At 61.7% G+C, this 21667-nt stretch carries 27 protein-coding genes; 14 read left to right on the plus strand and 13 right to left on the minus strand.

Features of this window, described 5'->3' with window-relative positions:
* From PR018_RS02320 to PR018_RS02330, 3 genes are all read left to right on the plus strand, one after another.
* Positions 1 to 969, plus strand: a complete 969-nt coding sequence (locus tag PR018_RS02320; RefSeq protein WP_142824212.1) for a homoserine kinase — start codon at positions 1 to 3, stop codon at positions 967 to 969.
* The gene (gene rnhA, locus PR018_RS02325; protein WP_142824213.1) at positions 966 to 1406 is read left to right on the plus strand and encodes a ribonuclease HI; all 441 of its coding nucleotides are present in this window, start codon (positions 966 to 968) and stop codon (positions 1404 to 1406) included. The genes PR018_RS02320 and rnhA overlap by 4 nt, the downstream gene beginning before the upstream one ends.
* An 83-nt stretch (positions 1407 to 1489) precedes the next feature.
* Positions 1490 to 1798, plus strand: a complete 309-nt coding sequence (locus PR018_RS02330) for a Dabb family protein (RefSeq protein ID WP_111217796.1) — start codon at positions 1490 to 1492, stop codon at positions 1796 to 1798.
* 58 nt (positions 1799 to 1856) lie between these two features.
* Here the strand turns inward: PR018_RS02330 and PR018_RS02335 are convergent, their stop codons facing one another.
* Together PR018_RS02335 and PR018_RS02340 are read right to left on the minus strand one after the other, a co-directional pair.
* Positions 1857 to 2342 (minus strand): peroxiredoxin, encoded by a 486-nt coding sequence (locus PR018_RS02335; protein WP_142824214.1) that lies wholly within the window; start codon positions 2340 to 2342, stop codon positions 1857 to 1859.
* Between the two features lie 61 nt (positions 2343 to 2403).
* Positions 2404 to 3240 (minus strand): protein-disulfide reductase DsbD domain-containing protein, encoded by an 837-nt coding sequence (locus PR018_RS02340; RefSeq protein ID WP_244615283.1) that lies wholly within the window; start codon positions 3238 to 3240, stop codon positions 2404 to 2406.
* Positions 3241 to 3374: 134 nt separating this feature from the next.
* Between PR018_RS02340 and PR018_RS02345 the strand changes: the two genes are divergently transcribed.
* The 3 genes from PR018_RS02345 to PR018_RS02355 all read left to right on the plus strand — a co-directional run bounded on the left by PR018_RS02345 (position 3375) and on the right by PR018_RS02355 (position 5439).
* A complete protein-coding gene (locus PR018_RS02345) occupies positions 3375 to 3980 on the plus strand; it encodes a YqgE/AlgH family protein (protein WP_142824215.1) in 606 nt (201 codons plus the stop codon).
* Between the two features lie 93 nt (positions 3981 to 4073).
* Positions 4074 to 4265, plus strand: coding sequence for a CsbD family protein (locus tag PR018_RS02350; RefSeq protein WP_111217804.1), 192 nt, complete (start codon positions 4074 to 4076; stop codon positions 4263 to 4265).
* Between the two features lie 88 nt (positions 4266 to 4353).
* Positions 4354 to 5439 (plus strand): zinc-binding metallopeptidase family protein, encoded by a 1086-nt coding sequence (locus PR018_RS02355; RefSeq protein ID WP_142824216.1) that lies wholly within the window; start codon positions 4354 to 4356, stop codon positions 5437 to 5439.
* 25 nt (positions 5440 to 5464) lie between these two features.
* On the opposite strand, the gene PR018_RS02360 is transcribed toward PR018_RS02355, so the two are convergent.
* The 4 genes from PR018_RS02360 to thrC form a co-directional block, all read right to left on the minus strand.
* Positions 5465 to 8320 (minus strand): EAL domain-containing protein, encoded by a 2856-nt coding sequence (locus PR018_RS02360; protein ID WP_244615289.1) that lies wholly within the window; start codon positions 8318 to 8320, stop codon positions 5465 to 5467.
* 74 nt (positions 8321 to 8394) lie between these two features.
* Positions 8395 to 9006 carry a GNAT family N-acetyltransferase gene (locus tag PR018_RS02365; protein WP_142824218.1) on the minus strand — a complete coding sequence of 204 codons (612 nt, stop codon included), beginning with the start codon at positions 9004 to 9006 and terminating at the stop codon, positions 8395 to 8397.
* A gap of 47 nt (positions 9007 to 9053) precedes the next feature.
* Positions 9054 to 10352, minus strand: coding sequence for a M16 family metallopeptidase (locus PR018_RS02370; protein WP_142824219.1), 1299 nt, complete (start codon positions 10350 to 10352; stop codon positions 9054 to 9056).
* A 17-nt stretch (positions 10353 to 10369) separates the two neighbouring features.
* Entirely contained in the window at positions 10370 to 11770 is a 1401-nt protein-coding gene (gene thrC / locus PR018_RS02375; protein WP_142824220.1) for a threonine synthase, read from the minus strand.
* A 311-nt stretch (positions 11771 to 12081) separates the two neighbouring features.
* Between thrC and PR018_RS02380 the strand changes: the two genes are divergently transcribed.
* A complete protein-coding gene (locus PR018_RS02380) occupies positions 12082 to 12705 on the plus strand; it encodes a hypothetical protein (protein WP_142824221.1) in 624 nt (207 codons plus the stop codon).
* Between the two features lie 85 nt (positions 12706 to 12790).
* Here the strand turns inward: PR018_RS02380 and PR018_RS02385 are convergent, their stop codons facing one another.
* Positions 12791 to 13483, minus strand: a complete 693-nt coding sequence (locus tag PR018_RS02385; protein ID WP_111217934.1) for an HAD family hydrolase — start codon at positions 13481 to 13483, stop codon at positions 12791 to 12793.
* 158 nt (positions 13484 to 13641) lie between these two features.
* Here PR018_RS02385 and PR018_RS02390 point away from each other — a divergent pair, with 158 nt between their 5' ends.
* The 3 genes from PR018_RS02390 to PR018_RS02400 all read left to right on the plus strand — a co-directional run bounded on the left by PR018_RS02390 (position 13642) and on the right by PR018_RS02400 (position 15496).
* Positions 13642 to 14310, plus strand: a complete 669-nt coding sequence (locus PR018_RS02390) for a GntR family transcriptional regulator (RefSeq protein WP_142824222.1) — start codon at positions 13642 to 13644, stop codon at positions 14308 to 14310.
* A 176-nt stretch (positions 14311 to 14486) separates the two neighbouring features.
* Positions 14487 to 15071, plus strand: coding sequence for a biotin transporter BioY (locus PR018_RS02395; protein WP_142824223.1), 585 nt, complete (start codon positions 14487 to 14489; stop codon positions 15069 to 15071).
* 32 nt (positions 15072 to 15103) lie between these two features.
* Positions 15104 to 15496, plus strand: a complete 393-nt coding sequence (locus PR018_RS02400) for a DUF1284 domain-containing protein (RefSeq protein ID WP_244615279.1) — start codon at positions 15104 to 15106, stop codon at positions 15494 to 15496.
* Here the strand turns inward: PR018_RS02400 and PR018_RS02405 are convergent.
* Positions 15463 to 16176, minus strand: a complete 714-nt coding sequence (locus PR018_RS02405) for an ArsR/SmtB family transcription factor (RefSeq protein WP_142824225.1) — start codon at positions 16174 to 16176, stop codon at positions 15463 to 15465. The two genes, PR018_RS02400 and PR018_RS02405, sit on opposite strands and share 34 nt — an antisense overlap.
* 71 nt (positions 16177 to 16247) lie before the next feature.
* Here PR018_RS02405 and PR018_RS02410 point away from each other — a divergent pair, with 71 nt between their 5' ends.
* On the plus strand, positions 16248 to 16577 hold the full coding sequence (locus tag PR018_RS02410) for an NIPSNAP family protein (RefSeq protein ID WP_142824226.1): 330 nt from the start codon (positions 16248 to 16250) through the stop codon (positions 16575 to 16577).
* Complete coding sequence (locus PR018_RS02415; protein WP_142824227.1) at positions 16574 to 16936, plus strand: antibiotic biosynthesis monooxygenase family protein; 363 nt, start codon at positions 16574 to 16576, stop codon at positions 16934 to 16936. The genes PR018_RS02410 and PR018_RS02415 overlap by 4 nt, the downstream gene beginning before the upstream one ends.
* 5 nt (positions 16937 to 16941) lie before the next feature.
* Here the strand turns inward: PR018_RS02415 and PR018_RS02420 are convergent, their stop codons facing one another.
* Positions 16942 to 17289: a HepT-like ribonuclease domain-containing protein gene (locus PR018_RS02420; RefSeq protein WP_142824228.1), complete on the minus strand. Its 348-nt coding sequence runs from the start codon at positions 17287 to 17289 to the stop codon at positions 16942 to 16944.
* Positions 17290 to 17586 carry a nucleotidyltransferase family protein gene (locus PR018_RS02425; RefSeq protein WP_142824229.1) on the minus strand — a complete coding sequence of 99 codons (297 nt, stop codon included), beginning with the start codon at positions 17584 to 17586 and terminating at the stop codon, positions 17290 to 17292.
* Between the two features lie 144 nt (positions 17587 to 17730).
* On the opposite strand from PR018_RS02425, the gene PR018_RS02430 reads away from it, so the two are divergent.
* Positions 17731 to 18864 (plus strand): site-specific DNA-methyltransferase, encoded by a 1134-nt coding sequence (locus PR018_RS02430; protein WP_142824230.1) that lies wholly within the window; start codon positions 17731 to 17733, stop codon positions 18862 to 18864.
* 114 nt (positions 18865 to 18978) lie between these two features.
* On the opposite strand, the gene PR018_RS02435 is transcribed toward PR018_RS02430, so the two are convergent.
* Genes PR018_RS02435 through mutY form a run of 3 tightly spaced genes read right to left on the minus strand, consistent with a single transcriptional unit; the run spans position 18979 to position 21062 of the window.
* Entirely contained in the window at positions 18979 to 19344 is a 366-nt protein-coding gene (locus PR018_RS02435) for a nuclear transport factor 2 family protein (protein WP_142824231.1), read from the minus strand.
* Between the two features lie 4 nt (positions 19345 to 19348).
* Positions 19349 to 19963, minus strand: a complete 615-nt coding sequence (locus PR018_RS02440; protein ID WP_142824232.1) for an HAD family hydrolase — start codon at positions 19961 to 19963, stop codon at positions 19349 to 19351.
* Between the two features lie 16 nt (positions 19964 to 19979).
* Positions 19980 to 21062, minus strand: coding sequence for an A/G-specific adenine glycosylase (gene mutY, locus PR018_RS02445; protein ID WP_425064152.1), 1083 nt, complete (start codon positions 21060 to 21062; stop codon positions 19980 to 19982).
* 97 nt (positions 21063 to 21159) lie between these two features.
* Between mutY and PR018_RS02450 the strand changes: the two genes are divergently transcribed.
* The gene (locus tag PR018_RS02450; RefSeq protein WP_142824233.1) at positions 21160 to 21660 is read left to right on the plus strand and encodes a DUF721 domain-containing protein; all 501 of its coding nucleotides are present in this window, start codon (positions 21160 to 21162) and stop codon (positions 21658 to 21660) included.
* Positions 21661 to 21667 lie beyond the last annotated feature (7 nt).

Genomic DNA, 21667 nt, shown 5'->3' on the forward strand with positions numbered 1-21667 from the left:
GTGGCCGTTTACACAGACATTACCGAAGACGATCTCAAGACCTTTTTGACAGAGTATGATTGCGGCGAACTCACCTCCTACAAGGGGATCGCAGAGGGTGTCGAGAATTCTAATTTCCTGCTGCACACGACGCGCGAGCCGCTGATCCTGACGCTCTATGAAAAACGCGTCGAAAAGGACGACTTGCCGTTCTTCCTGGGCCTGATGCAGCATCTTTCGGCGCGGGGCCTGTCGTGCCCGCTTCCCCTGCCGCGCCGCGATGGCGCTCTTCTCGGCGAACTCTCCGGCCGCCCTGCCGCGTTGATTTCGTTTCTCGAGGGCATGTGGCTGCGCAAGCCCGAGGCGCACCACTGCCGCGAGGTCGGCATCGCGCTTGCAAAGATGCATGTCGCAGGCGAGGGCTTTGCCATCGCCCGGCCGAACGCGCTCTCCTGCGCCGGGTGGCAGCCGCTGTGGGACAAGTCTGAAGCCCGCGCCGACGAGGTCGAGCCCGGCCTGCGGGATGAGATCCGGTCGGAACTGGCTTTCTTCGAGGCGAACTGGCCGAAAGACCTGCCGACCGGCGTCATCCATGCCGACCTGTTCCCCGACAATGTCTTTTTCCTCGGCGACCAGCTTTCCGGGCTGATCGATTTCTACTTCGCCTGCAACGACATGCTGGCCTATGACGTGTCGATCTGCCTCAATGCCTGGTGCTTCGAAAAGGACGGCGCTTACAACGTCACCAAGGGTATGGCCATGCTCGATGGCTACCAGAGCATCCGGCCGCTCAGCGACGCCGAGATCGAGGCGCTGCCGACGCTGGCGCGGGGCTCGGCGCTGCGCTTCTTCCTGACGCGGCTCTACGATTGGCTGATGACGCCGGCCGGCGCCATGGTCACCAAGAAGGACCCGCTGGAATATCTGCGCAAGCTGCGCTTTCATCGCACGGTTGCCACGGGCGCCGAATATGGGTTGGCCAAAGCATGAAACATGTCGATATCTTCACCGACGGCGCCTGCTCGGGAAATCCTGGGCCGGGCGGCTGGGGCGCCGTGCTGCGCTACGGCGATGTCGAGAAGGACCTCTGCGGTGGCGAGGCCGAGACGACCAACAACCGAATGGAACTGATGGCGGCGATCTCGTCGCTGGGTGCGCTCAAGGATGCCTGCGAGGTCGATCTCTACACGGACTCGAAATACGTCATGGACGGCATTTCGAAATGGATTCACGGCTGGAAGAAGAACGGCTGGAAGACCGCCGACAAGAAGCCGGTGAAGAACGCCGAGCTCTGGCAGGCTCTCGACGCCGCCCACAGCCGCCACAAGGTCACCCTGCACTGGGTCAAGGGCCACGCCGGCCACATCGAGAACGAGCGTGCCGATGAACTCGCCCGCAAGGGCATGGAGCCGTTCAAGAAGCGCTGAAGCCGGCTGCAAGACAGACAACAAGCATGTTGCCGCCCGTCGTTTTCCCGGTATGGTGCGGCGGTCACCCGGGGAGGTTTCACATGATCCTGCACTGCGTATTTCTGCGCTTCAAGGCCGCCGTCACGGCGCCGGAAAAGCAATCCATATTTGAAGCGATCGTCGCATTGAAGCAGGTTATTCCAGGCATTCTCGACGTAAAATATGGCCCGAATGTCTCGCCGGAAGGCTTGCATGGCGGCTTCGTCGATGGCTTCGCCGTGACCTTCGAAAGCGGCGCTGCCCGCGATGCCTATCTCGTCCACCCCGAGCACGTCGCCGTCGGCGAACGCATCGTCTCGTCCACCGATGGCGGCCTGGCCGGATTGCTGGTGTTCGATCTCAATATCTGAAAACGGTGCAGGTAGAAGGATCTGGAGGGATGTCCGGCATCCCTCCAGCTGTGCCTGATCAGAGCTGCCCGATCATCGTTGCTGCGGCCGAGACCGTCGCTTCGCCGGGGTTTTCCTCGACGTTCAGTGTCTTGACGACGCCGTCTTCTACCAGCATCGAGTAGCGCTTCGAGCGCACGCCAAGACCGCCGCCCGAGAGATCGGCGTCGAGGCCGAGCGCCTTGGTGAAGGCGGCATCCCAGTCGGCGAGGAAATGGATCTTGCCCATGCCACCCGATTGCTGTGCCCATGCACCCATCACATGCCAGTCATTAACGGAAACGACGGCAACTTCATTGACACCCTTTGCGAGGATGGCATCGAGGTTCTCGAGGTAGCCCGGCAGATGGTTCAGCGAGCAGGTTGGCGTGAAGGCGCCGGGGACGGCGAAGAGCACGACGCGCTTGCCCGAAAACAGCGTGTCCGTGGAGATTTCGGTCGGGCCGTCGGCTGTCTTTTCCTTGAACGTGGCGGCGGGAATTTTCTCGCCGATGGCAATAGTCATGCGTCTCTCCTGGTTTTTTCTGTCGCGTGCGTCTGAACGCCCGTCGATATCTATGATCGCTCTACTCCATGACAAGCGTCGTTTCCATCGCGCGGCTGCCGTTCACGACCAGTATGCCCCAACTCTTGCCGTGTACAACATAGGTCTTCGGCAATTTGCCGATTGTCAGTGCGACCTCCACATCGCGACCGCTGCGGCTGGCGCTGGCCTGCTTGAAAAACACATAGCCGCTGGGGCCGGTCACGTAGATCTGGGGAATGGCGTCGCCAGCGTCCGGCAAGGTGAGATGCAACGACAATGTCTTGCCGTCTGGCGACAGGCTGTGGCTCTTGACGCCGAAATCGGCCGAAGGTTTCTGTGGAAGCGCTGCCGCTGCATCGGTGACGATGGCTGCATCCCCGGCATCGTCGGACGAACCCGGCGGCGGCAACGTCACGCTCATGGTTGCCTGGAAGGGAACGCAGATATCCTTGCAGACGCCGATAAAGGCCGTGATATCGAGTTTTCGCTCGCCGGCGGCATTGATATCGAGCGGCAGGCTGATGGGCGCATCGTAGCCGACCTCATGGACATTTCCGAGCGAGATGAGCTTTGGCACCGGATAGCCGATAGTGTCGATTGTCGCCTTGCTTCCCGCAGGCAGCGTGAGTTGCGGCGGGATGCCGCTTTCACCGGGCTCGCGCCAGTAGGTGATCCAGCCGGGACCCGGCTCGATCTGCAATACAGCCTTTACGTGGCCGCTGACGTCGGCGGGCGTTGCCACCACCCGCATCCGGCCGCCATCGCTGGTTGCCCAGTCGCTTGTCGCCGCATGGGTAGCGGACGCGAGCATCAAGGAGACGGCAAAAATACCTGCCGCCGTCATCGGGATCCGGAAAAGTCTGGGATAGAAAATCATGGAAACAGCGTTAGACGAAGGCGGCCGCACGCGCATCATGCGATTTTTAGCAATCGATCATTTTCAGTTGATTGATCCGTCACATTACCCCATCTTTATCCGGGGGGCATAATCAAGAGCAGTGAGGAGACAGGATGTCGTTATCGACGCTGAAGTACAAAGGTGCACGCGGCTTTCTCGACGGTCAGTTTCTGATCGCAATGCCGGGAATGGCGGACAGTAACTTTGCCCGGACGGTTGTCTATATCTGTGCCCATTCGGATGCCGGAGCGATGGGTTTCATTATCAACCGGTCGCAGAACCTCAGCTTCACCGATGTTCTTCTGCATCTCGACATGATCAAGACTGACGATGCCATCATGCTGCCGGATCGTGCCCGCAGTTTTCCGATCCAGACCGGAGGCCCGGTCGAGAGCGGTCGAGGCTTCGTCCTGCACTCCGACGATTACAAGAGCGAGAGCAGCATCGCTGTCAGCGATGACATCAGCCTGACGGCAACGCTCGATATCATCCGCGCGATTTCCAACGGCAACGGCCCGAAAAAGGCGACGATGCTGCTCGGTTATGCCGGCTGGAGCGCCGGGCAGCTGGAGGCCGAAGTCAGCAATAACGGCTGGCTGAATTGCGCGCCGAGTGAAGAGCTTATCTTCGACCGCAGCCTTGATGATAAATACGAGCGGGCGCTGGCACTGCTCGGCGTCACGCCGGCGATGTTGTCGAGCGAAGCAGGCCACGCCTGATAAACCAGCGCCACCACTGGAACGATATCCGACTGTTGACGTTTTTCCTGCACGACGCACGCAACGTACGTCGCCAACCAGGGAGTGAGACACATGGGTAGCACCAGCGACAAGATTTCCGGTAAGGCCAATGAATTGACCGGCAAGGCGAAGGAAGCCGTCGGCAAGGCCACTGGCGACAACGAGACGCGTGCTAAGGGCGCCGTTCAGGAAGCCAAAGGCAAGGCCCAGGTTGCCGAAGGCAAGGCCAAGGACAAGCTCAAGGACGCCGTCGATCGCGCCTGAGCGAACTGAATAAAGACTTCAAGCCTGCCGCGCCAAAGCGTGGCGGGCTTTTCGACATTTAAGACCGTCGTCGAAAAGGACCGGGCCCATGCGATTGTTTGACTGCGACTCCTGTGGACAGTCGGTGCATTTCGACAATCGCCAGTGCGTCCGCTGCGGCCACCGCCTGGGTTTCGTTCCAGACCGGCTGAAGATGTACGCGCTGGAACCCGACCAGGAGCCGGACTGGCACATCGTTTCAGAACCGTCTCGCTCGCTGCGCTTTTGCTCGAATGCGGCGCTGGATCTCTGCAACTGGATGGTCGATTCCGACGATCCGCAAGGCTTCTGTGCGGCCTGCCGCCATAACAGGCTGGTGCCGAATACCGGGACATCCGAGGGTGTCGACCGCTGGCGCCGGATAGGGCAGGCACAGCGCCATCTGTTTTATTCACTTTTGCGCCTCGAACTGCCGCATCCCGATCGCAGCGAAGATCCGCAGGGCGGTCTGGTGTTCGATTTCCTCGAGGACAAGATCAACAGCGCCGGCTTCGTCGTGCCCGCCATGACCGGCCACGACGACGGCCTGATTGCCATCCGCGCCGCCGAGGCGGACGACGTGACGCGCGAAATGGCGCGCATGTCGATGCACGAGCCCTACCGGACGCTGCTCGGCCACTTCCGCCACGAGACCGGCCATTTCATCTGGAACAAGCTGGTCCGCGACGTCAATAATTTCGACGGCTTCCGCGAGGTGTTCGGCGACGAACGCGAGGACTATGGCGCAGCACTGCGGCGCCATTACGAGAACGGGGTGCGTGCGGATTGGCAGAGTAGCTTTATCAGCGCCTATGCCAGTTCCCATCCCTGGGAAGATTTCGCCGAGTGCTTTGCGCACTATCTCCACATCGTCGATACGCTGGAGACAGCCCGTGCTTTCGGCATCGCGGTCGATCCGCGCGGGCATGAGGAGATGGCGTCGGAGGTGGATTTCAATCCCTACAGGGCGCACGATGCCGAGCAGCTTGTTTCCGCCTGGGTGCCGCTCAGTGTCGCCGTGAACAGCATCCAGAGGAGCATGGGACAGCCGGACTCGTACCCATTTGTCCTGTCGCCGCCGGTGGTGAGGAAACTCGATTACCTGCTGCGGCTCATCCGTGACGCAGCAGCAGGCCAGACGATGCAGGCGGCCTGACCAGCGCGAGGCGGGGAGGCGTGCCTCAGGCGCGCCTTGTCAGCGGAAAACGTTCCTTCAGCAATCGCAGCACCGATTCCGAGCCCATCGGCGGTCCGAAGAGAAAGCTCTGGCCGTAGGTGCAGCCCATCTTGGCGAGTTCCAGCGCATCTTCCTCGGTCTCGATACCCTCAGCGACGACTTTCATTCCGAGTTCGCGCGCCATCGAGATCACGGAGCGCAGCAGCACGGATTTCTTGTCGCTCTCGTCGCGTACCAGGCCCTTGTCCAGCTTGATCGTGTCGAAGGGGAAGCGGGTGAGGTAGGAGAGCGACGAGTAGCCGGTGCCGAAGTCGTCGAGTGCGAGGCCGAGGCCTGCTTCGCGCAACTTCGCCAACACGAGACGCGCCTGTTCCGGATTTTCCATGACCATCGTTTCCGTCAGTTCGAGCTTGATGCGGGACGGATCGCAATGGGTCTTGGCAAGCAGCGCCCGGACGTCGTCGTAGAGCTCGTTGTTGAGCAGCTGGGCGCTCGACAGGTTGACGGATACGAACAGCGGCAACTCGCCCGTCTGGCGTGTCCAGGCCATCAGGTCGTTTGTCGCCTGCTCCATGGCGAACATGCCGAGCGGGCCGATGATGTCGGTTGCCTCGGCAATCGGAATGAATTCGGTCGGCGAAATGTTGCCGCGTTTCGGATGCTCCCAGCGCATCAGCGCCTCGAAGCCGGCGATCTCGGCATCTTCCAGCCGGACGATGGGCTGGTAGACCATCGACAACTCCTTGCGCTCGACGGCGCGACGGAGATCGGATTCCAGTTGCAGGCGGTCGGTGCCGAAGTTGCGGAAGGCTGGCAGGAAAGGTTCGACCTTATTGCCGCCGGCGCGCTTCGAGCGATACATCGCAAGCTCGGCGTCGCTGAGCAATCCGGCAGCGCTTTCCTGCTGGTCGACCCAAGAAGTCAGTCCGATGGAGGCGGTCAGCACGATTTCGCGATTGGCAAAGTTCAGCGGCACCATGATCGCCTTGCTGACGGCATCGGCGAAATCCGCCACCTTGGTCGGATCGCGCTCGGACACCAGGATCAGGCCGAACTGGTCGCCGGAGAGCCGCGCCAGCGTGTCCTGCGGCTTCAGTAGGCGGCGCAGGCGACGTGTCAGGGCGACCAGAATGTTGTCGCCGGCGGCAACGCCCAGCGCGTCGTTGACCATCTTGTACCGGTCGATATCGATGACCATCACCGTCGGTCGGACCAGATCGCCGGCGGGGGCAAGGGTCAGCACGGCCTGCAGTCGGTCGAGGAAAAGCTGCCGGTTCGGTAGTCCGGTGAGGTTGTCGTGCAGCGCGTCGTGCAACAGGCGCTCGACGGAGTTCTTCTGCTCGGTGACATCGACGACGGTGCCGACGCAGCGGATGATTTCGCCGTTCGATCCCAGCACCGGCCGGGCGCGGATTGCGAGCCAATGGAAATGGCCGTCCTCGGCGCGGATGCGGAACTCGTGGTTCAGCCTGCCGCGACGGTGCTCCAGCAGCACGTCCAGCGTCGCGCGGAAGCGGTCGCGGTCGTCGGGGTGTAGCCGTGGCAGCCAGTTGCGAGCAGCACCGTGCATGCTACCGGGCGAGAGTCCGAGCTTCTGCGAGATATCGGGAATGGTGACGACTCGGTCGCGCGCCACGTCCCAGTCCCAGACGGTATCGCCGGAGCCGGTGAGTGCCAGCGATTGGCGCTCCAGATCGGAAAACAGGCCCTGCTGGAAGGCGCCGCCGGCAAAGGCGTGCTGCATGACGGTAAAGCCGATCAGAAGTACGATGAGCACCAGACCGCCGCCGAGTGCCGGCTGGATGATGTCGTTGTCGAGCTTGCCGGTGACCGTTAGCCAGGCGCCGAACAGCCAGACGAGGATCAACGCCCAGGCCGGCACCAGCAGGATCGCCCGGTCATAGCGGTTGATACCGAGATAGACGATGAGCAGGATGCCGGCGGTTGCCGTCAGGGCCATGGAGAGGCGGGCAATGCCGGCGGCAATCGACGGATCGTAGACGGCCACGCCGAACAGCAGCGCCAGCCCCAGTATCCAGGCAAGCGTGACATAGCCGAGATGGGCGTGCCATCTGTTGAGATTAAGATAGGTGAACAGGAAGATCACCAGGCTGGAGGCCAGCGCCACCTCGACGCAGGCCCTCCATATTCGTTGGTCCCCGGATGTGATGCTGATCAGCTTGCCGAGAAAGCCGAAGTCGACGCAGATATAGCCGAGCACCGCCCAGGCAAGCGCCGCCGTCGCCGGCAGCATCGACGTGCCTTTGACCACGAAGAGGATGGTGAGAAACACCGCCAGCAGGCCGGAAATGCCGAGCACGATGCCACGATAGAGCGTGAAGGCGTTGACCGTATCCTTGTAGGCGTTCGGCTCCCAGAGATAGATCTGCGGCAATTCCGGGGACGACAGTTCGGCGACGAAGGTGATGACGGCGCCGGGATTGAGTGTGATGCGGAACACGTCCGCCTCGTCGCTCGGCTGCCGGTCGAGCGCAAAACCTTCGCTCGGCGTGATGGCGATGATGCGTTGCGAGCCGAGGTCGGGCCAGAACATCTTGGAATTCACCAGACGGAAATGCGGCGCGACGATGACGCGCTCCAGCTGTTCTTCAGAGACGTTGGCCAGTGCGAACACCGCCCAGTCGCCCTGGTGACCCGGCGAACTCGAGCGCACCTCGATGCGGCGGCGGATACCGTCGGCACCAGCGGCCGTCGACACCTGGAAGGCCTCGCCCTGGTTGGCGTAGATCTCGGTCGTCTTCGTAAGGTCGAGCGCCGTGTCGTCGCGCGAGATCTTCACCGGCTCCGCAGCCCGCGCGCCGGTCGCAAGCATAGCCGTCATCGCCAACAGGGCCGTCATCGCAAACAGGGCAACAAGGAACGCGATCAGGGAATGGCGAAGGAAGTGTGGTTGGGAAGGAGTGTCGGCAATCATCAGCGTGTGGTCTTCCCGAGCGGGTCCGTGTCTGTGGCCAAGCGAGAAAACATCACGTGATCACGCCATTGGCCGTTGATTTTCAAGTAGCCGCGCAAATGGCCTTCCCGTTGGAACCCGGCCTTCTGCAAAAGCCGCACGCTACGCTCATTCTCCGGAATACAGGCTGCCTCGATACGGTGCAACTCCAGCCCGGAAAAGATATAGGGTATAACTATCTCAAGTGCGGCGAACATATGGCCTTGGCCGGAATAGCGCTCGCCCATCCAGTAACCGATCATGCAGCTCTGCGCGGCACCGCGCCTGATATAACCGACAGTGAGCCCGCCGAGCAGCGTGGAGTTGTCGCGCTTGAAGACCAGAAACGGTACTGCCTGGCCGGAGTTGTACTCCTGCTTGCCCCGCACGACGCGGGTCCGGTAGGCGCCCTCGGTCAGTTCGTCGGTACGCCAGGTCGGCTCCCACGGTTCCAGGAACCGGCGGCTCTCGGCCCTAAGCTTCTGCCACTGGCTGAAGTCGGCGTTGCGCGGCAAGCGGAGAATATGGTCGGCGCCCTCAAGTTCGATCGTGTCCGGCTGCCGAGACAGAAACCGAAAAACCGACTTTGGCATTCGTCCATGTCTCCCGGAACTGGATCGTGAGGGGCCTCCGGCTGGGATCAGCCGTTGGCGGCTTTGGATGCCTGGCGTGGTGTGGCCAGCGAGGCGATGATGTCTTCCATCGGCGCCAGCTCGTCCAGCGGACCGATAGCGGAGAGGGTCGGCACGGCGTCGAAGAACAGACGGCCGGCGAGATCGGTCAGCCGCTGGATGGTGATGCCCTCCAGCCGTTCCATCATCTCCGGGTTGGGGATCGGCCGGCCGTAAAGCATCATCTGTCGCGCGACCTGGCCGGCCCGTGCGGCAGGACTTTCCTGACCCATGAGCAGCTGGGCCCGGATCTGGGCGCGGGCGCGGTCGATTTCCTGCTGGTGGATCTTGTCGGCAGATTTGCGCAGCTCATCGACGATCACAGGCAGCAGTTCCGGCAGGTTTTCTCCGCCGGTTGCGGCATGGATGCCGAAGATGCCAGTGTCGGAAAAGCCCCAATGGAAGGCATAGACCGAATAGCAGAGGCCGCGCGTCTCGCGCACTTCCTGGAACAGCCGCGACGACATGCCCCCGCCAAGGATATTGGCAAGAATCTGCGAGCAGTAGAAATCCCGCGCATGGTAGGCGCGGCCTTCGAAGCCGAGCAGGATCTGAGCATCCATGAGGTCGCGCGTCTCGCGAACGCTGCCGCCGACGTAGCGGGCTGTCTCGATGACGGGCGCTGCAGATGGCGCTGTCGGAAGGCTTGCAAAGCGGGTCTCGACCTGCTTGACGAAGCTGTCATGATCGACGGCACCGGCTGCCACCACGAACATCCGGTCGCAGGTGTAGTTGCGTCCGAGATAGCCGCGAATCTGCTCCGGCGTGAAGCCGAGCACGGTTTCCGGCGTCCCCAGAATGGCGCGCCCGAGCGTCTGGTCACGATAGGCGACTTCCGAGAATTTGTCGAATACGACGTCGTCCGGCATGTCGTTGGCAGCGTTGATTTCCTGCAGGATAACCTGCTTTTCACGCTGCAATTCGTCCTCGTCGAAGGCCGATTCCGTCAGGATGTCGGCGAGAATATCGACAGCGAGCGGCACGTCTTCTTTCAGCACGCGCGCGTAATAGGATGTCGTTTCCGTCGATGTCGCGGCATTGACCTCGCCGCCGACATTCTCGATTTCCTCGGCAATCTCGCGTGCTGTGCGGCGAGCCGTGCCCTTGAACGCCATGTGTTCCAGAAGGTGGGCAATACCGTGTTCGGCTTCGGTCTCGTTCCGCGATCCCGACTTGATCCACACACCGAGTGCAACGCTTTCAAGATGCGGCATCAACTCGGTTACTACCGTCAGCCCGGATTTCAGCCGGGTGCACTCAACTGTCATATTAGATCTTTCTGCGCTTAACGTCTTGAGGCCTGAACATGGTCACCGATAAAGCTTTCCACGGCTTTGAGGTCGGGATCCAGGATGTCGAAGCGCTCCTCCCTGTGCATCAGATCAGCAAGCCACGTCGGAAGCGCCGGGTCAATACCGGAGGCTGATTTTACTGCGGCGGGGAATTTTGCGGGATGGGCGGTGGCCAGCGTCACCATCGGGCTGTTCGGCTTTTCAAATTTACTGGCGACGAAGACGCCGATCGCGGTGTGCGGGTCCAGCAGGTAGCCGGTGTCGGCATAGGTCTGGCGGATGGTCTCGGCCACCTGTTTCTCGGTCGCCCGGCCGGCACGGAAATCGCGCTTAATGAAGCGCATGGCTTCCGGGGCGATGTCGAAACCGCTCGACTGCTTGAGGCTTTCCATGGCGGCGCGCACCCGGGAGGCATCGCGGCCATTGGCCTCGAAGAGCAGCCGTTCGAAGTTGGACGAGATCTGGATATCCATCGATGGCGAGGTTGTCGCCTTGACGGCCCGCATCTCGTAGCGGCCGGTCTTCAGCGTCCGCGCCATGATGTCGTTCTCGTTGGTGGCGACCACCAGCTTGTCGATCGGAAGGCCCATCTGCTTGGCGACATAGCCGGCAAAGATATCGCCGAAATTGCCGGTCGGCACGGTGAACGAGATTTTCCGGTCCGGGCTGCCGAGCGCCACGGCTGTCGTGAAATAGTAGACCACCTGCGCCATGATGCGCGCCCAGTTGATCGAGTTGACGCCGGAAAGGCCGACGCCGTCGCGGAACGGCGCGTCGTTGAACATCGCCTTCACGAGGTTCTGGCAATCGTCGAAATTACCGTTGATGGCCAGCGCGTGAACGTTGGAAGCCGTCGAGGATGTCATCTGCCGCTGCTGCACCGGCGAGACCTTGCCATGCGGGAAGAGGATGAAGATGTCGGTGCGATCGCGACCGGCAAAGGCATCGATGGCCGCGCCGCCGGTGTCGCCCGATGTGGCACCGACAATCGTTGCCCGCGCGCCGCGCTCGGCCAGCGCATAGTCCATTAGCCGCGCCAGCAGCTGCATGGCGACGTCCTTGAACGCTAGCGTCGTGCCATGGAAGAGCTCCATGATAAAGCTGTTCGGGCCTGTCTGCACCAGCGGCACGATGGCCGGATGGCGGAAGGTGGCATAGGCCTCGTCGATCATGCTACGGAATATCTCTTCCGGAATTTCGCCGTTGGTAAACGGCAGCAGCACGCGGAAGGCAATTTCCTGGTAGCTCTTGCCGCGAAAGCCCCGGATGTCCTTCTTGCTCAGTTGCGGCCATTCACGCGGAACGTAGAGACCGCCGTCGCGTGCGAGGCCTGCCAGCAGTGCATCGCAGAAACCGAGGGCAGGGGCTTCTCCCCGGGTTGAGATATATTCCAAGGTCTTTACCTCTGATGTGGACGGTCGGACGGAAGATGGGTTGTCTGAAGTCTATGCCGGAAACGGCCCGTAGATGCGCCTTTTTGCGCCAAATCCGCGGCCTGGTTTTCGCAACCGTACGATTGTGCACGCCTCCGTCGAAGCGCGCCGGAAGCCGTTGCAGCGGAGGGATTTCGAAAATTGAACCAAAACGAAGCGTACCCAATCGATTTTTCGAAGCGCCGCTGATATAGACCATCGCCAAGTGCGATGAAAGGCCCGCAATTCAACCCGGGCTTGGCAAATTCATATTGTGTACAGGGTGATTTATCGTGTCAGGCAGAGCTTCGCGTCTACTTCTCGCCGTATCGTTGACAGCAGCATTGAGCGGCTGCAGCTCGCTTGGGCTCGGTAGCAAGGACAGTAAGGACCCCGCAACGCAGATCAGCGTTGCGCCGGAGGGAGCGGCATCCGCCACGCCTGCCACCCAGCCAGTGGGTCAGGCCTATGTCGCCGGAAAGTGCCCGCAAATCGTCATTCGCGACGAGGGTGCGATTTACAAGACCTACGCCAAGGGCGCCAAGGACGATGCATCGCAGCTCGCCTACCAGGCGTCTCTGGTGCAGGGCACACGCCAGTGCACCACCGACGGTACGGCGCTCAACATGACGGTGGTCGTGCAGGGCCGCCTCGTTGCGGGTCCGATGGGCGGTTCCGGCAGCGTCAACCTGCCGATCAAGGTTTCCGTCATGGATGGCCAGACAGTGCTCTACAGCGACACGACGAATTACCAGGCCTCGATCCCGCCCGGCGAGGGCTCGGCGCAGTTTCTCTACACCGACAACAAGATCCACGTGACCGGCGGCGCGGCCGGCTTCGTCAGCGTCTACGTCAGCTTCGAACAGTCGCCCGCAGCCCCGACCAAGACCGCCCGCACCGTTCGCAAGAGAAAATAACGGCCGTCGCAATTATAACGGCGTTTATCGAAGCCACTGGAGCCGGTCGCAAGCATTGCGGCCGGTTTTTTAGTGCGGTGAAATCCTAAAGGACGCCGTCCCATTCGGCGAGGGCTGCAACGACGCCCGGCAGGTCCGTCATTCGCGAAATCACGGTTTCAGCACCGGCATCGGTAAGTCGGTCGGCGTGCGACGGGTAGGTGTGGGAGGCGCCGGTAAAGCCGATTACCCGCATGCCTGCTTCGCGGGCGGCGTGCACGCCATGGACGGAGTCCTCGACGACGACGACCTGCGACGGCGAGAGATCGAATTGCGCTGCGCCATGCAGGAAGATGTCCGGCTTCGGCTTGACGCGGTCGGGGCCCAGATCCTTGGCCGAATAGATATGCGGCGCGAAGGAGGAGTGCAGGCCGACCTTGGTCAGCATCATCTCAAGACGCGCAGAACTCGAATTCGAGCAGATGCAGCGCGGCAGATCGATGCGTGACAGGGCCAGTTCGATGCCGGGAATGGCGGTCACGTCGTTGGCAAGGCGCAGGTCGAGAAGTTTTTCCGAGCGTTCGAGCAGCGACGCCGAAAACGGAATGCTCGCTTCCCGCTCGACTTCGAAGAGGATGTTCTGCCAGGTCATGCCCGAGAAGCGCTCGCCCATTTCCTCGACGCTGATCGGGTATCCTGCCTCGGTGAGCAGCTTGGATTCGACCTCCGCCGCGATGATTTCCGAATCGACGAGGACGCCGTCGCAGTCGAAGATGATGAGGTCGAAGCCAGTGTTCATGTCGATCAAGCCTTTGGATGAGCAGCTTTGGATGAGATGGTGCGGCTTTACACGACGGGGTCCGAAAGCTCAACCGACGCGCGGGCATGCCTGGCCTGCGGGTGAGGGGAGGCTTTCTCTTCTCGACAAGGCTCCGGTGCCTCAGTAAGGATCGCCGCATGGCCCGGGAAAAAGACGACACCATCGCAAACCGCATCAGCCGGGTGCTTGCCGAGCGCATCATCCATGGCGAACTTGCGGCCGGCCTGCGTCTTCGGCAGGACCACATCGCCGAGGAGTTCGGCGCCAGCCACGTGCCGGTGCGCGAGGCTTTTCGCCTGCTCGAGGCGCAGGGGCTTGCCATCAGCGAGCCGCGCCGCGGCGTGCGGGTCGCCTCCTTCGATCTGCGGCAAGTCCGCGAAGTGGCCGAGATGCGCGCCGCCCTCGAGGGGCTTGCCCTCAAGCATGCCGCGCCGCATCTGACGCCGGCGATACTCGATGCCGCCGAAGAGGCGACGCGGGAGGGCGACGCGGCTGCAGACGTCCGCGCCTGGGAGGCTGCCAACCGCCGCTTCCACCGGCTCATCCTGACGCCTTGCGGTATGACGCGCCTGCTCGCCGCGATCGACGACCTGCACGCCGCCAGCGCCCGCTTTCTCTTCTCCGCCTGGCAATCCGGCTGGGAAACGCGCACAGACCAGGATCACCGCGCTATTCTCTCGGCCCTGCGTCATGGCAGGGCCGACGATGCCGCGGCGATCCTCGGGCAGCATGTCCTGCGCATCGGCAAGGCACCATCGCGCGCCCCCGGCGGCACCCCGCAGGAAATTTTCGTCATCGTCGGCTGATTCCAAAATTATAGATAATCGTGTGTCTGCCAGTCTTTTTCGAGGCTTGGGTATGTGAATTCCTGCGACCGAATGCTGCCTCGATGCGGGAAAACTCGTCTATGGCACTTGCGCATCCATGAAGTCTTGCGCATAAAATAGATAGTCACTGAAATTATCTATAATATGGAGCAATCATGTCCCAGTCCCACGCCATCTCGAATTTCGATCCACTGCGGCTTGGCAGTCAGTCGCGCCCGATGCAGGCGCTTTTCGTCTTGGCAGGCACGATGGTCCTCGCCCTCGCATCGCGCCTCTCGGTGCCGATGGTGCCGGTGCCGATCACCATGCAGACCTTTGCCATCACCATGATCGGCGCGCTGTACGGCTGGCGCCTGGGCGTAGTCACGGTGCTTGCCTGGCTCGGGCAAGCCGCCGTCGGTCTTCCTGTGCTCGCCGGCGGTGCTGGCGGACTTGCGCCGTTCTTCGGGCCGACCGCCGGTTATCTCGTCTCGTTTCCGATCATCGTGGCTCTGGCCGGTTGGCTTGCCGAAAAAGGCTGGACCGGTGCCCGCTATGTCCGCAGCTTCCTCGCCCATCTCATCGCCAATTTCCTCGGCCTTGCCATCGGCGGCGCATGGCTGGCAGCGCTGATAGGCGCAGAGAAGGGCTGGTTGTTCGGCGTTGCACCGTTTATCCTCGGCGGCGTGCTCAAATCTGCCCTTGCTGCGGCGATCCTGATGGGCTTCGGCAATCGGAGCAGCGAGACTGACGAGAATTGACGGTCAGGCTTCGGCTCCATCACCTTTTGTGCATGCTGACCTTTATTGGTGAGGGCTACGATCCGGCCTTCACCAAGAACTACCGCAGCATCGCGCGGCGGTTGACGGAAGGCGAGGACATCCTGCTCGTCTCCGGCCCGGACGACATCTGCGCGCCCCTTTTGGATGGCCCGGATGCCCACTGCCTCCTTGCCAGCGTGGATATCCGGGATAACGCAGCAGCCGCGTCCATCTCGGCGCTGCTGGGTCGCAAGGTCAGGCCCGGGTCAACGCTGCTGCCCGATGCCGCGCTGCTTGCCGCCCTTCGCACGGCTTTTGCAGAGGGCACGATACGGCAGGCCTGTAGCGGTTGCGAGTGGGACGGGCTGTGCAGCCGCATCGCCTCCGGCTGCTATTCCGGAATACTCGTCGATCCCGCCAATTGATCCACGGGGAAGTGTTTGAGAAACTGCCGCTCTCCGGCGGCGGAAAACAGGATCGAGCGGCTGCCTTCCGCGCGACGCGCCCAGCCTTCGTCGAGAAACTGGCTCAGCAGCGCCTTGCCGAGGCTGCCGGCCAGATGCGCCCGCCGTTCGCTCCAGTCGAGGCACGAGCGGCAGACCGGCCGCCGCGATGCCTTGAGCAGCGACGCATCGATGCCGATATCTCGGAGGCGGGTTTCACCCGTCGCTGTCAACGACAGTCCGTCGCCGAGCGTGTCGATCGATCCGCTGGCGATCAGGCTGTCGAGCATCCGCACACCGTAGTCGCCGGCCAGATGATCGTAGCAGATACGCGCCTTTCGCAGCGCCGGCTCTTTCGGCCCCGGCTGATGGCGCAGATGCCCGCGACCGGCCGCAAATCCCATGATGCTTTCCAGCAATTTGCCGACGCTGTCGTCGGCCAGTGTGAAATAGCGATGGCGACCCTGCTTCCGCTGAGCGAGCAGCCGTCCTGCTTCCAGCTTTGCCAGATGCGAGCTTGCCGTCTGGACGGTAATCCCGCCCGCTGCCGCAAGCTCGGTTGCTGTCAGCGCCTTGCCGCCCATCAGCGCGGTCAGCATGTTGGCGCGTGCGGGATCGCCAATGAGCGCGCCGATCTGTGCGATGTCCGGTCCTTCTTTCATACTTCGACCGTAGCCGAAGCATTGTCGTTTCGCAACATGCCAGAACGATGGGGCAGAAAAGGAGCGTTACCATGATCACCTGTTTCATCCGCTACGAAATCGACCCCTTCGGCCGCGAGGTATTTGCCGAATATGCCCGCAATTGGGGCCAGGCAATTCCGCGCTGCGGCGCCGATCTCATCGGCTATTTTGGACCGCATGAGGGCTCGGCAACGACAGCCTTCGGTGTCTATTCCATCGAAAATCTCGCCGCCTATGAGGCTTACCGCGCCAGGCTGGCCGCAGACCCTATCGGCCGGGAAAACTATGCCTTTGCCAGGCGCGAGCGCTTCATCCTGAAGGAGGACAGGATATTCCTGAAGAACGTATCGCTGCCGCACGCGGCAAAGGTGCAGCCATGATCGCCGTGATCTTCGAAGTCCTGCCCTATCTCGGCGAACGCCACACCTATCTCGATCTTGCCGGCGACCTCAGGGAGGAACTCGAAAAGATCGACGGTTTCCTCTCGATCGAGCGCTTCGAAAGCCTGGCGATGCGCGGCAAACTCCTGTCGCTGTCCTTCTGGCGCGACGAGGAGGCGGTCAAGACCTGGCGAAACCTCGAAGTCCACCGCGCCGCCCAAAAAGCCGGCCGCAACAACATCTTCGCGGACTATCGCCTGCGCGTCAGCCACGTCGTGCGTGATTACGGGATGAAGGACAGGACGGAGGTGCCGGAAGATAGCCGCGAGAGGAGTGGGGTAGGAAATACGACTTGGTAGGGATTCTAAGCAGCTTTTGTTTGTGCTCTCATCTTATGGATTGCACTCCTCAGGCCGGCGACGTCGCCGATAATTGTGTCCCAGATAATCTCGTCGGCGATGCGATGATATTCGTGCCTCAAGATATTTCCAATCGCTCGGATCGCTTGCCATTCGATCTCAGGTGTGAGCCTCTTGAGCTCTTCAGGGATATGACGGCTTGCCTCCGAGACAATTTCTATTGCTCGTTGAAGGCCGAGCTCGGTGAGGAGGTCCATCATGACCTTCTCACGGCTTCTTCCCGCCACAGTCTTTTCAATAAAATCTATCATTCCAAGTATATCGTCGAAAATAAGTTGAATATCTCTGGCCATCTAAAATATCCGTATTGCTGAACTTTCTATTCTGTCTTTTAACTTGTGATGCAGACTGTTGCGCGTGGTAACATCGACGTCGGTGGGTAGCGCGTCCTCAAGAAGAAGCTTTATGCTGGCAAGATTGATTAACGAGAATTTCTTTGTCCTGTCATAATCAATAAACACATCGAGATCGCTCGTCGGGCCCGCCTCGTTCCGGGCTACCGAGCCGAACAGGAAAAGCGAGGTCGCGCCGAGCGCCTTCAGCGCATCAGCCTGCTGTTTCAACGCTTCGATGGCCTCATCTCGGGTCATGGCGGCATCATAGCAAATAAGCCGATCTCGTTCCACGCCGAAATAAATTCCCAAATCGATCCGCGCTTCAGGGTTTGGTAACCAACTTAGGTAACCATACCGGACAGTTAAAGCGTAATGCGTAAGCGTAAGAGCGAGTATCCCATGGCGTCAGTTTTCCCGCTTGCCGACCTCAAGATTTCCGAGAGGCCGGGGTCCTGGATCGACACGATCATCAAGGGCGACTGCGTCGCCGCGTTGGAGGCCCTGCCCACCCATTCCGTCGACGTGATCTTTGCGGATCCACCCTACAACCTGCAACTCGGCGGCGCGCTCCACCGTCCCGATCAGTCGCTGGTCGATGCGGTCGATGACGAGTGGGACCAGTTCGCCTCCTTCGAGGCCTATGACGCATTTACCCGCGCCTGGCTGCTCGCCTGCCGCCGCGTTTTGAAGCCGACCGGTACCCTTTGGGTCATCGGCTCATACCACAACATTTTCCGCGTCGGCGCGATGATGCAGGATCTCAATTTCTGGATCCTTAACGACATCGTCTGGCGCAAGACCAACCCCATGCCGAACTTCAAGGGCCGTCGCTTCCAGAATGCCCATGAGACGATGATCTGGGCGAGCCCGAGCGCCAAGGCCAAGGGCTATACCTTCAACTACGATGCCCTCAAGGCGTCGAACGACGACGTCCAGATGCGCTCCGACTGGCTCTTCCCGATCTGCAGCGGTGGCGAGCGGCTGAAGGGTGAGGACGGCAAGAAGGCCCATCCCACCCAGAAGCCGGAAGCGCTGCTGGCCCGCGTCATCATGGCGTCGTCGAAGCCCGGCGACATCATACTCGACCCGTTCTTCGGCACCGGCACCACGGGCGCCGTCGCCAAGCGCCTCGGACGTCACTTTGTCGGTATCGAGCGCGAGCAGGAATATATCGACCACGCCGCAGCCCGCATCGCTGCGGTCGATACGCTCGGCAAGGCGGAACTCGTCGTCATGACCGGCAAGAAGCAGGAGGTGCGCGTCGCCTTCAACGTGCTGGTCGAGAACGGCATGATCCGCCCCGGACAGGTCCTGACCGACAGCCGTCGCCGCTACAGCGCCATCGTCCGCGCCGACGGCACGGTTGCATCCGGCGGCGACGCCGGCTCGATCCATCGCCTTGGCGCCAAAGTTCAGGGTCTCGACGCCTGCAACGGATGGACCTTCTGGCATTTCGACGACGGGAAATCCCTGCGCCCGATCGACGAACTCCGTTCCATCATCCGCGCCGATCTGGCGAAAGCCGAAGCCTGACGGCCTCGCTGGGTCCCACGCTCACCGCCTGCCGATTGTACCTCCAGTTGCGGCAGGCGGCGCGAAGACGCCCAGGGTCACAAACCCTGGGCGTCCTGCATTTTAGTCCCTGGTTCAGAACGCCTGATAATCGGTGACTTCTACGCTGACCACCTGGCCGTCTTCGTTGAAGATGATCGTTTCCTCGCCTTCGCGCACCAGCGGCTTGCCAGTCACCGCGTGGGTCGCCCGCACCGACCAGACGGCGCGGCCGGAAAGCGGCGTCAGCGTCTCGACGAGGCTGTTGATGCCCACCTGATCCGGATAAGTCTCGAAATACTGGCGGATGGCCGCAAGCACCGCCTCGCGGCCGACAAGGCTGCCGACGCCGTTCGAGACATAGGTGGCCTCGGGCGCGAAAAACCGCTCCATTGCCGCATAGTCCATGCCATTGACGGCCTCATGGAAGAGTTCGATGCGTTCTGCCGGGTCGAATTGCATGGTCTCAAACCTCGATGCCAAATGTTGCAAGATCGGCGCGCAGCTTGTCCGCGCCGGTGAAATGGACCGCGTTCCAGCCGGCAGCCTTGGCGCCCTCGACGTTGGCCAGCGAGTCGTCGATGAAGAGTGTTGATGCCGGATCGAGGCCGAAGCTCTTCGCATGGGTCTCGTAGATCGCCACGTCCGGCTTGATCAACTTGATGTCGCCCGACACCGTGACGCCGCGCGTCTTGGTGAGGAACGGAAACCGTTCCTGAGCCTCGCGAAAGGTGTCGGAGGCGAAGTTGGTGAGCAGCGTCACATCGCGGCCCTCGGCAATCAGTTTCTCCGTGATCGCGACACTGTCTTCGTAGTGGTGCGGCACCATCTCGTGCCAGTGCTTGCGAAAGGCGCGGATCTGCTCGGCGCGCTCGGGATGTTCGGCGATCAGTAGGTCCTCTGCCTCCTGCCACGTGCGGCCCCGGTCCTGCTCGATATTCCATTCGTGGGTGCAGACATTGGCAAAGAACCAGTTGCGCTCCGCCTCATCGGGAATGACACGGGCGAAGGGGAGGTCCGGATCGTAGTGGATCAGGACCTTGCCGATGTCGAAAACAATATGCTGTATCTGGGGCGTCATCGAAACCTCTCATGCGCTAATCGAAAGCACGGGGAATAGCCTGGGCGATCGCTTTTTTCATGACGGTCGGCAAGGCCTGTGCGTCAAGATTTATAACCGGCTCCCACCATCCGTCATTGCTTTTGGATCTGGCGCCGACGGAAGCGCGGAAAATCGAAAGCCGCAGCTCGAAATGCGTGAAGACGTGCACGACGGTGCCGCAGGCCTGCCAGTTGGCGGCAAAGGGTGCTGCATCGACAGTCATGTCGCCGTCGATCCGCGCCGTCCACGCTGTTGTAGGCACCTCCGTCATGCCGCCGAGCAGGCCGCTGTCGATCCGCCGTCGCAGCAGGATTTCGCCGGCATCGTTGACCGCAACGAAGGCCGCACCCTGGCGAACCGGCTTTGTCTTTTTCGCCGCCTTCACCGGAAAATGCTCCGGGTCATGCAGCGCAAGAGCCTCGCAGCTGCCATTGAACGGACAGAGCGCACAGGCCGGCCTCTCCGGTGTGCAGATCGTCGCGCCGAGGTCCATCATCGCCTGGGCGAAATCGCCGGGCCTGACCGCTGGCGTCAGCGCCACCACCTTCTGCTTCATCAGCGGTTTTGCCGCCGGCAAGGGCGTGGAGATGGCATAGAGCCTGGAGATGACGCGCTCGACATTGCCGTCCATGACTGCCGCCTGCCGGTCGAAGGCGATGGCGGCGACCGCTGCCGAAGTATAGTCGCCGATGCCCGGCAGGGCACGCAATCCTTCTTCCGTATCAGGAAAGCGCCCGCCGTGCTCGCCGGCGACGGCATCGGCGCACTTCTTCAGGTTTCTCGCCCGGGCGTAGTATCCGAGGCCTGCCCATGCAGCCATGACGTCGTCGACAGGAGCGGCCGCGAGATCGCCCACCGTCGGCCAGCGACTGACGAACTTGGCGAAATAGGCCTTTACTGCCGCGACTGTCGTCTGCTGCAGCATCACTTCCGACAGCCAGATGTGATAGGGATCGGGCAGAACGCCGCGCGCTGCCATCGAGGGCGAGACACGCCAGGGCAGGTCGCGGTGATGCCGGTCGTACCAGGCAAGAAGCACTGCGGCGGACGGAGGCGTAAGCTGTTTCAAGGTCATCATTTGCCGCATCAGGGAGATATGGCCTATACTTGGCCGAGCTGCGTCGGCGGATCAAGGTCCGCAGCGCCAAACAATGACCCCCCAAGGCGTGCTGTCGATGAGTTATCCCCGCAAAGGCGCCAAGCAGATCTCCGAAGTGGCGAATGGCCTGATCGATCCGGTGCTGGCGCGCCGGGCCGGAATCAGCACCGCCTTGCTCGGCTCCTGGGACGATATAGTCGGCGCCGATTTTGCCGATTGCACCCGCCCTGAAAAGATCGCCTGGGCCAAGCGTAACGGTCCGGGCGAGGGCGGCTACCAGCCCGGCGTGCTGACCATCGCGTGCGAAGGTGCCCGCGCCCTGTTCCTCACCCACGCCCAGGGCGAGCTGATCCAGCGCATCAACGGCTTCTTCGGCTTTGCCGCCGTGCACCAGATCCGCATCATCCAGAAGCCGGTCTCCCAGCACGCCAAGCGCTCGCGCGCGCCGGTGCCGCTGAAAGGCGCCGCCGCGGTGAAGCTCGAGGGGATGATGGAGGGCATCGAAGGCGACAAGCTGCGAGCCGCCGTCCAGAGGCTCGGGACGGCTGTGCTGGGCAAGCGCATTACCGGCAAATAATCTGGAC

This window comes from Rhizobium rhododendri (genome assembly GCF_007000325.2).
GTDB lineage: Bacteria > Pseudomonadota > Alphaproteobacteria > Rhizobiales > Rhizobiaceae > Rhizobium > Rhizobium rhododendri.

What these genes read in the sequence shown, in the direction of transcription:
- PR018_RS02440 (WP_142824232.1), bottom strand. Translation starts at nt 19,963, where the DNA reads ATGACGCCCCAGATACAGCATATTGTTTTCGACATCGGCAAGGTCCTG.
- PR018_RS02340 (WP_244615283.1), bottom strand. Translation starts at nt 3,240, where the DNA reads ATGATTTTCTATCCCAGACTTTTCCGGATCCCGATGACGGCGGCAGGT.
- PR018_RS02365 (WP_142824218.1), bottom strand. Translation starts at nt 9,006, where the DNA reads ATGCCAAAGTCGGTTTTTCGGTTTCTGTCTCGGCAGCCGGACACGATC.
- PR018_RS02360 (WP_244615289.1), bottom strand. Translation starts at nt 8,320, where the DNA reads ATGACGGCCCTGTTGGCGATGACGGCTATGCTTGCGACCGGCGCGCGG.
- PR018_RS02430 (WP_142824230.1), top strand. Translation starts at nt 17,731, where the DNA reads ATGGCGTCAGTTTTCCCGCTTGCCGACCTCAAGATTTCCGAGAGGCCG.
- PR018_RS02425 (WP_142824229.1), bottom strand. Translation starts at nt 17,586, where the DNA reads ATGACCCGAGATGAGGCCATCGAAGCGTTGAAACAGCAGGCTGATGCG.
- PR018_RS02355 (WP_142824216.1), top strand. Translation starts at nt 4,354, where the DNA reads ATGCGATTGTTTGACTGCGACTCCTGTGGACAGTCGGTGCATTTCGAC.
- PR018_RS02390 (WP_142824222.1), top strand. Translation starts at nt 13,642, where the DNA reads ATGGCCCGGGAAAAAGACGACACCATCGCAAACCGCATCAGCCGGGTG.
- PR018_RS02330 (WP_111217796.1), top strand. Translation starts at nt 1,490, where the DNA reads ATGATCCTGCACTGCGTATTTCTGCGCTTCAAGGCCGCCGTCACGGCG.
- PR018_RS02405 (WP_142824225.1), bottom strand. Translation starts at nt 16,176, where the DNA reads ATGAAAGAAGGACCGGACATCGCACAGATCGGCGCGCTCATTGGCGAT.
- PR018_RS02335 (WP_142824214.1), bottom strand. Translation starts at nt 2,342, where the DNA reads ATGACTATTGCCATCGGCGAGAAAATTCCCGCCGCCACGTTCAAGGAA.
- PR018_RS02370 (WP_142824219.1), bottom strand. Translation starts at nt 10,352, where the DNA reads ATGACAGTTGAGTGCACCCGGCTGAAATCCGGGCTGACGGTAGTAACC.
- PR018_RS02395 (WP_142824223.1), top strand. Translation starts at nt 14,487, where the DNA reads ATGTCCCAGTCCCACGCCATCTCGAATTTCGATCCACTGCGGCTTGGC.
- PR018_RS02400 (WP_244615279.1), top strand. Translation starts at nt 15,104, where the DNA reads ATGCTGACCTTTATTGGTGAGGGCTACGATCCGGCCTTCACCAAGAAC.
- mutY (WP_425064152.1), bottom strand. Translation starts at nt 21,062, where the DNA reads ATGATGACCTTGAAACAGCTTACGCCTCCGTCCGCCGCAGTGCTTCTT.
- PR018_RS02410 (WP_142824226.1), top strand. Translation starts at nt 16,248, where the DNA reads ATGATCACCTGTTTCATCCGCTACGAAATCGACCCCTTCGGCCGCGAG.
- PR018_RS02450 (WP_142824233.1), top strand. Translation starts at nt 21,160, where the DNA reads ATGAGTTATCCCCGCAAAGGCGCCAAGCAGATCTCCGAAGTGGCGAAT.
- PR018_RS02435 (WP_142824231.1), bottom strand. Translation starts at nt 19,344, where the DNA reads ATGCAATTCGACCCGGCAGAACGCATCGAACTCTTCCATGAGGCCGTC.
- PR018_RS02345 (WP_142824215.1), top strand. Translation starts at nt 3,375, where the DNA reads ATGTCGTTATCGACGCTGAAGTACAAAGGTGCACGCGGCTTTCTCGAC.
- PR018_RS02415 (WP_142824227.1), top strand. Translation starts at nt 16,574, where the DNA reads ATGATCGCCGTGATCTTCGAAGTCCTGCCCTATCTCGGCGAACGCCAC.
- PR018_RS02420 (WP_142824228.1), bottom strand. Translation starts at nt 17,289, where the DNA reads ATGGCCAGAGATATTCAACTTATTTTCGACGATATACTTGGAATGATA.
- PR018_RS02350 (WP_111217804.1), top strand. Translation starts at nt 4,074, where the DNA reads ATGGGTAGCACCAGCGACAAGATTTCCGGTAAGGCCAATGAATTGACC.
- rnhA (WP_142824213.1), top strand. Translation starts at nt 966, where the DNA reads ATGAAACATGTCGATATCTTCACCGACGGCGCCTGCTCGGGAAATCCT.
- PR018_RS02385 (WP_111217934.1), bottom strand. Translation starts at nt 13,483, where the DNA reads ATGAACACTGGCTTCGACCTCATCATCTTCGACTGCGACGGCGTCCTC.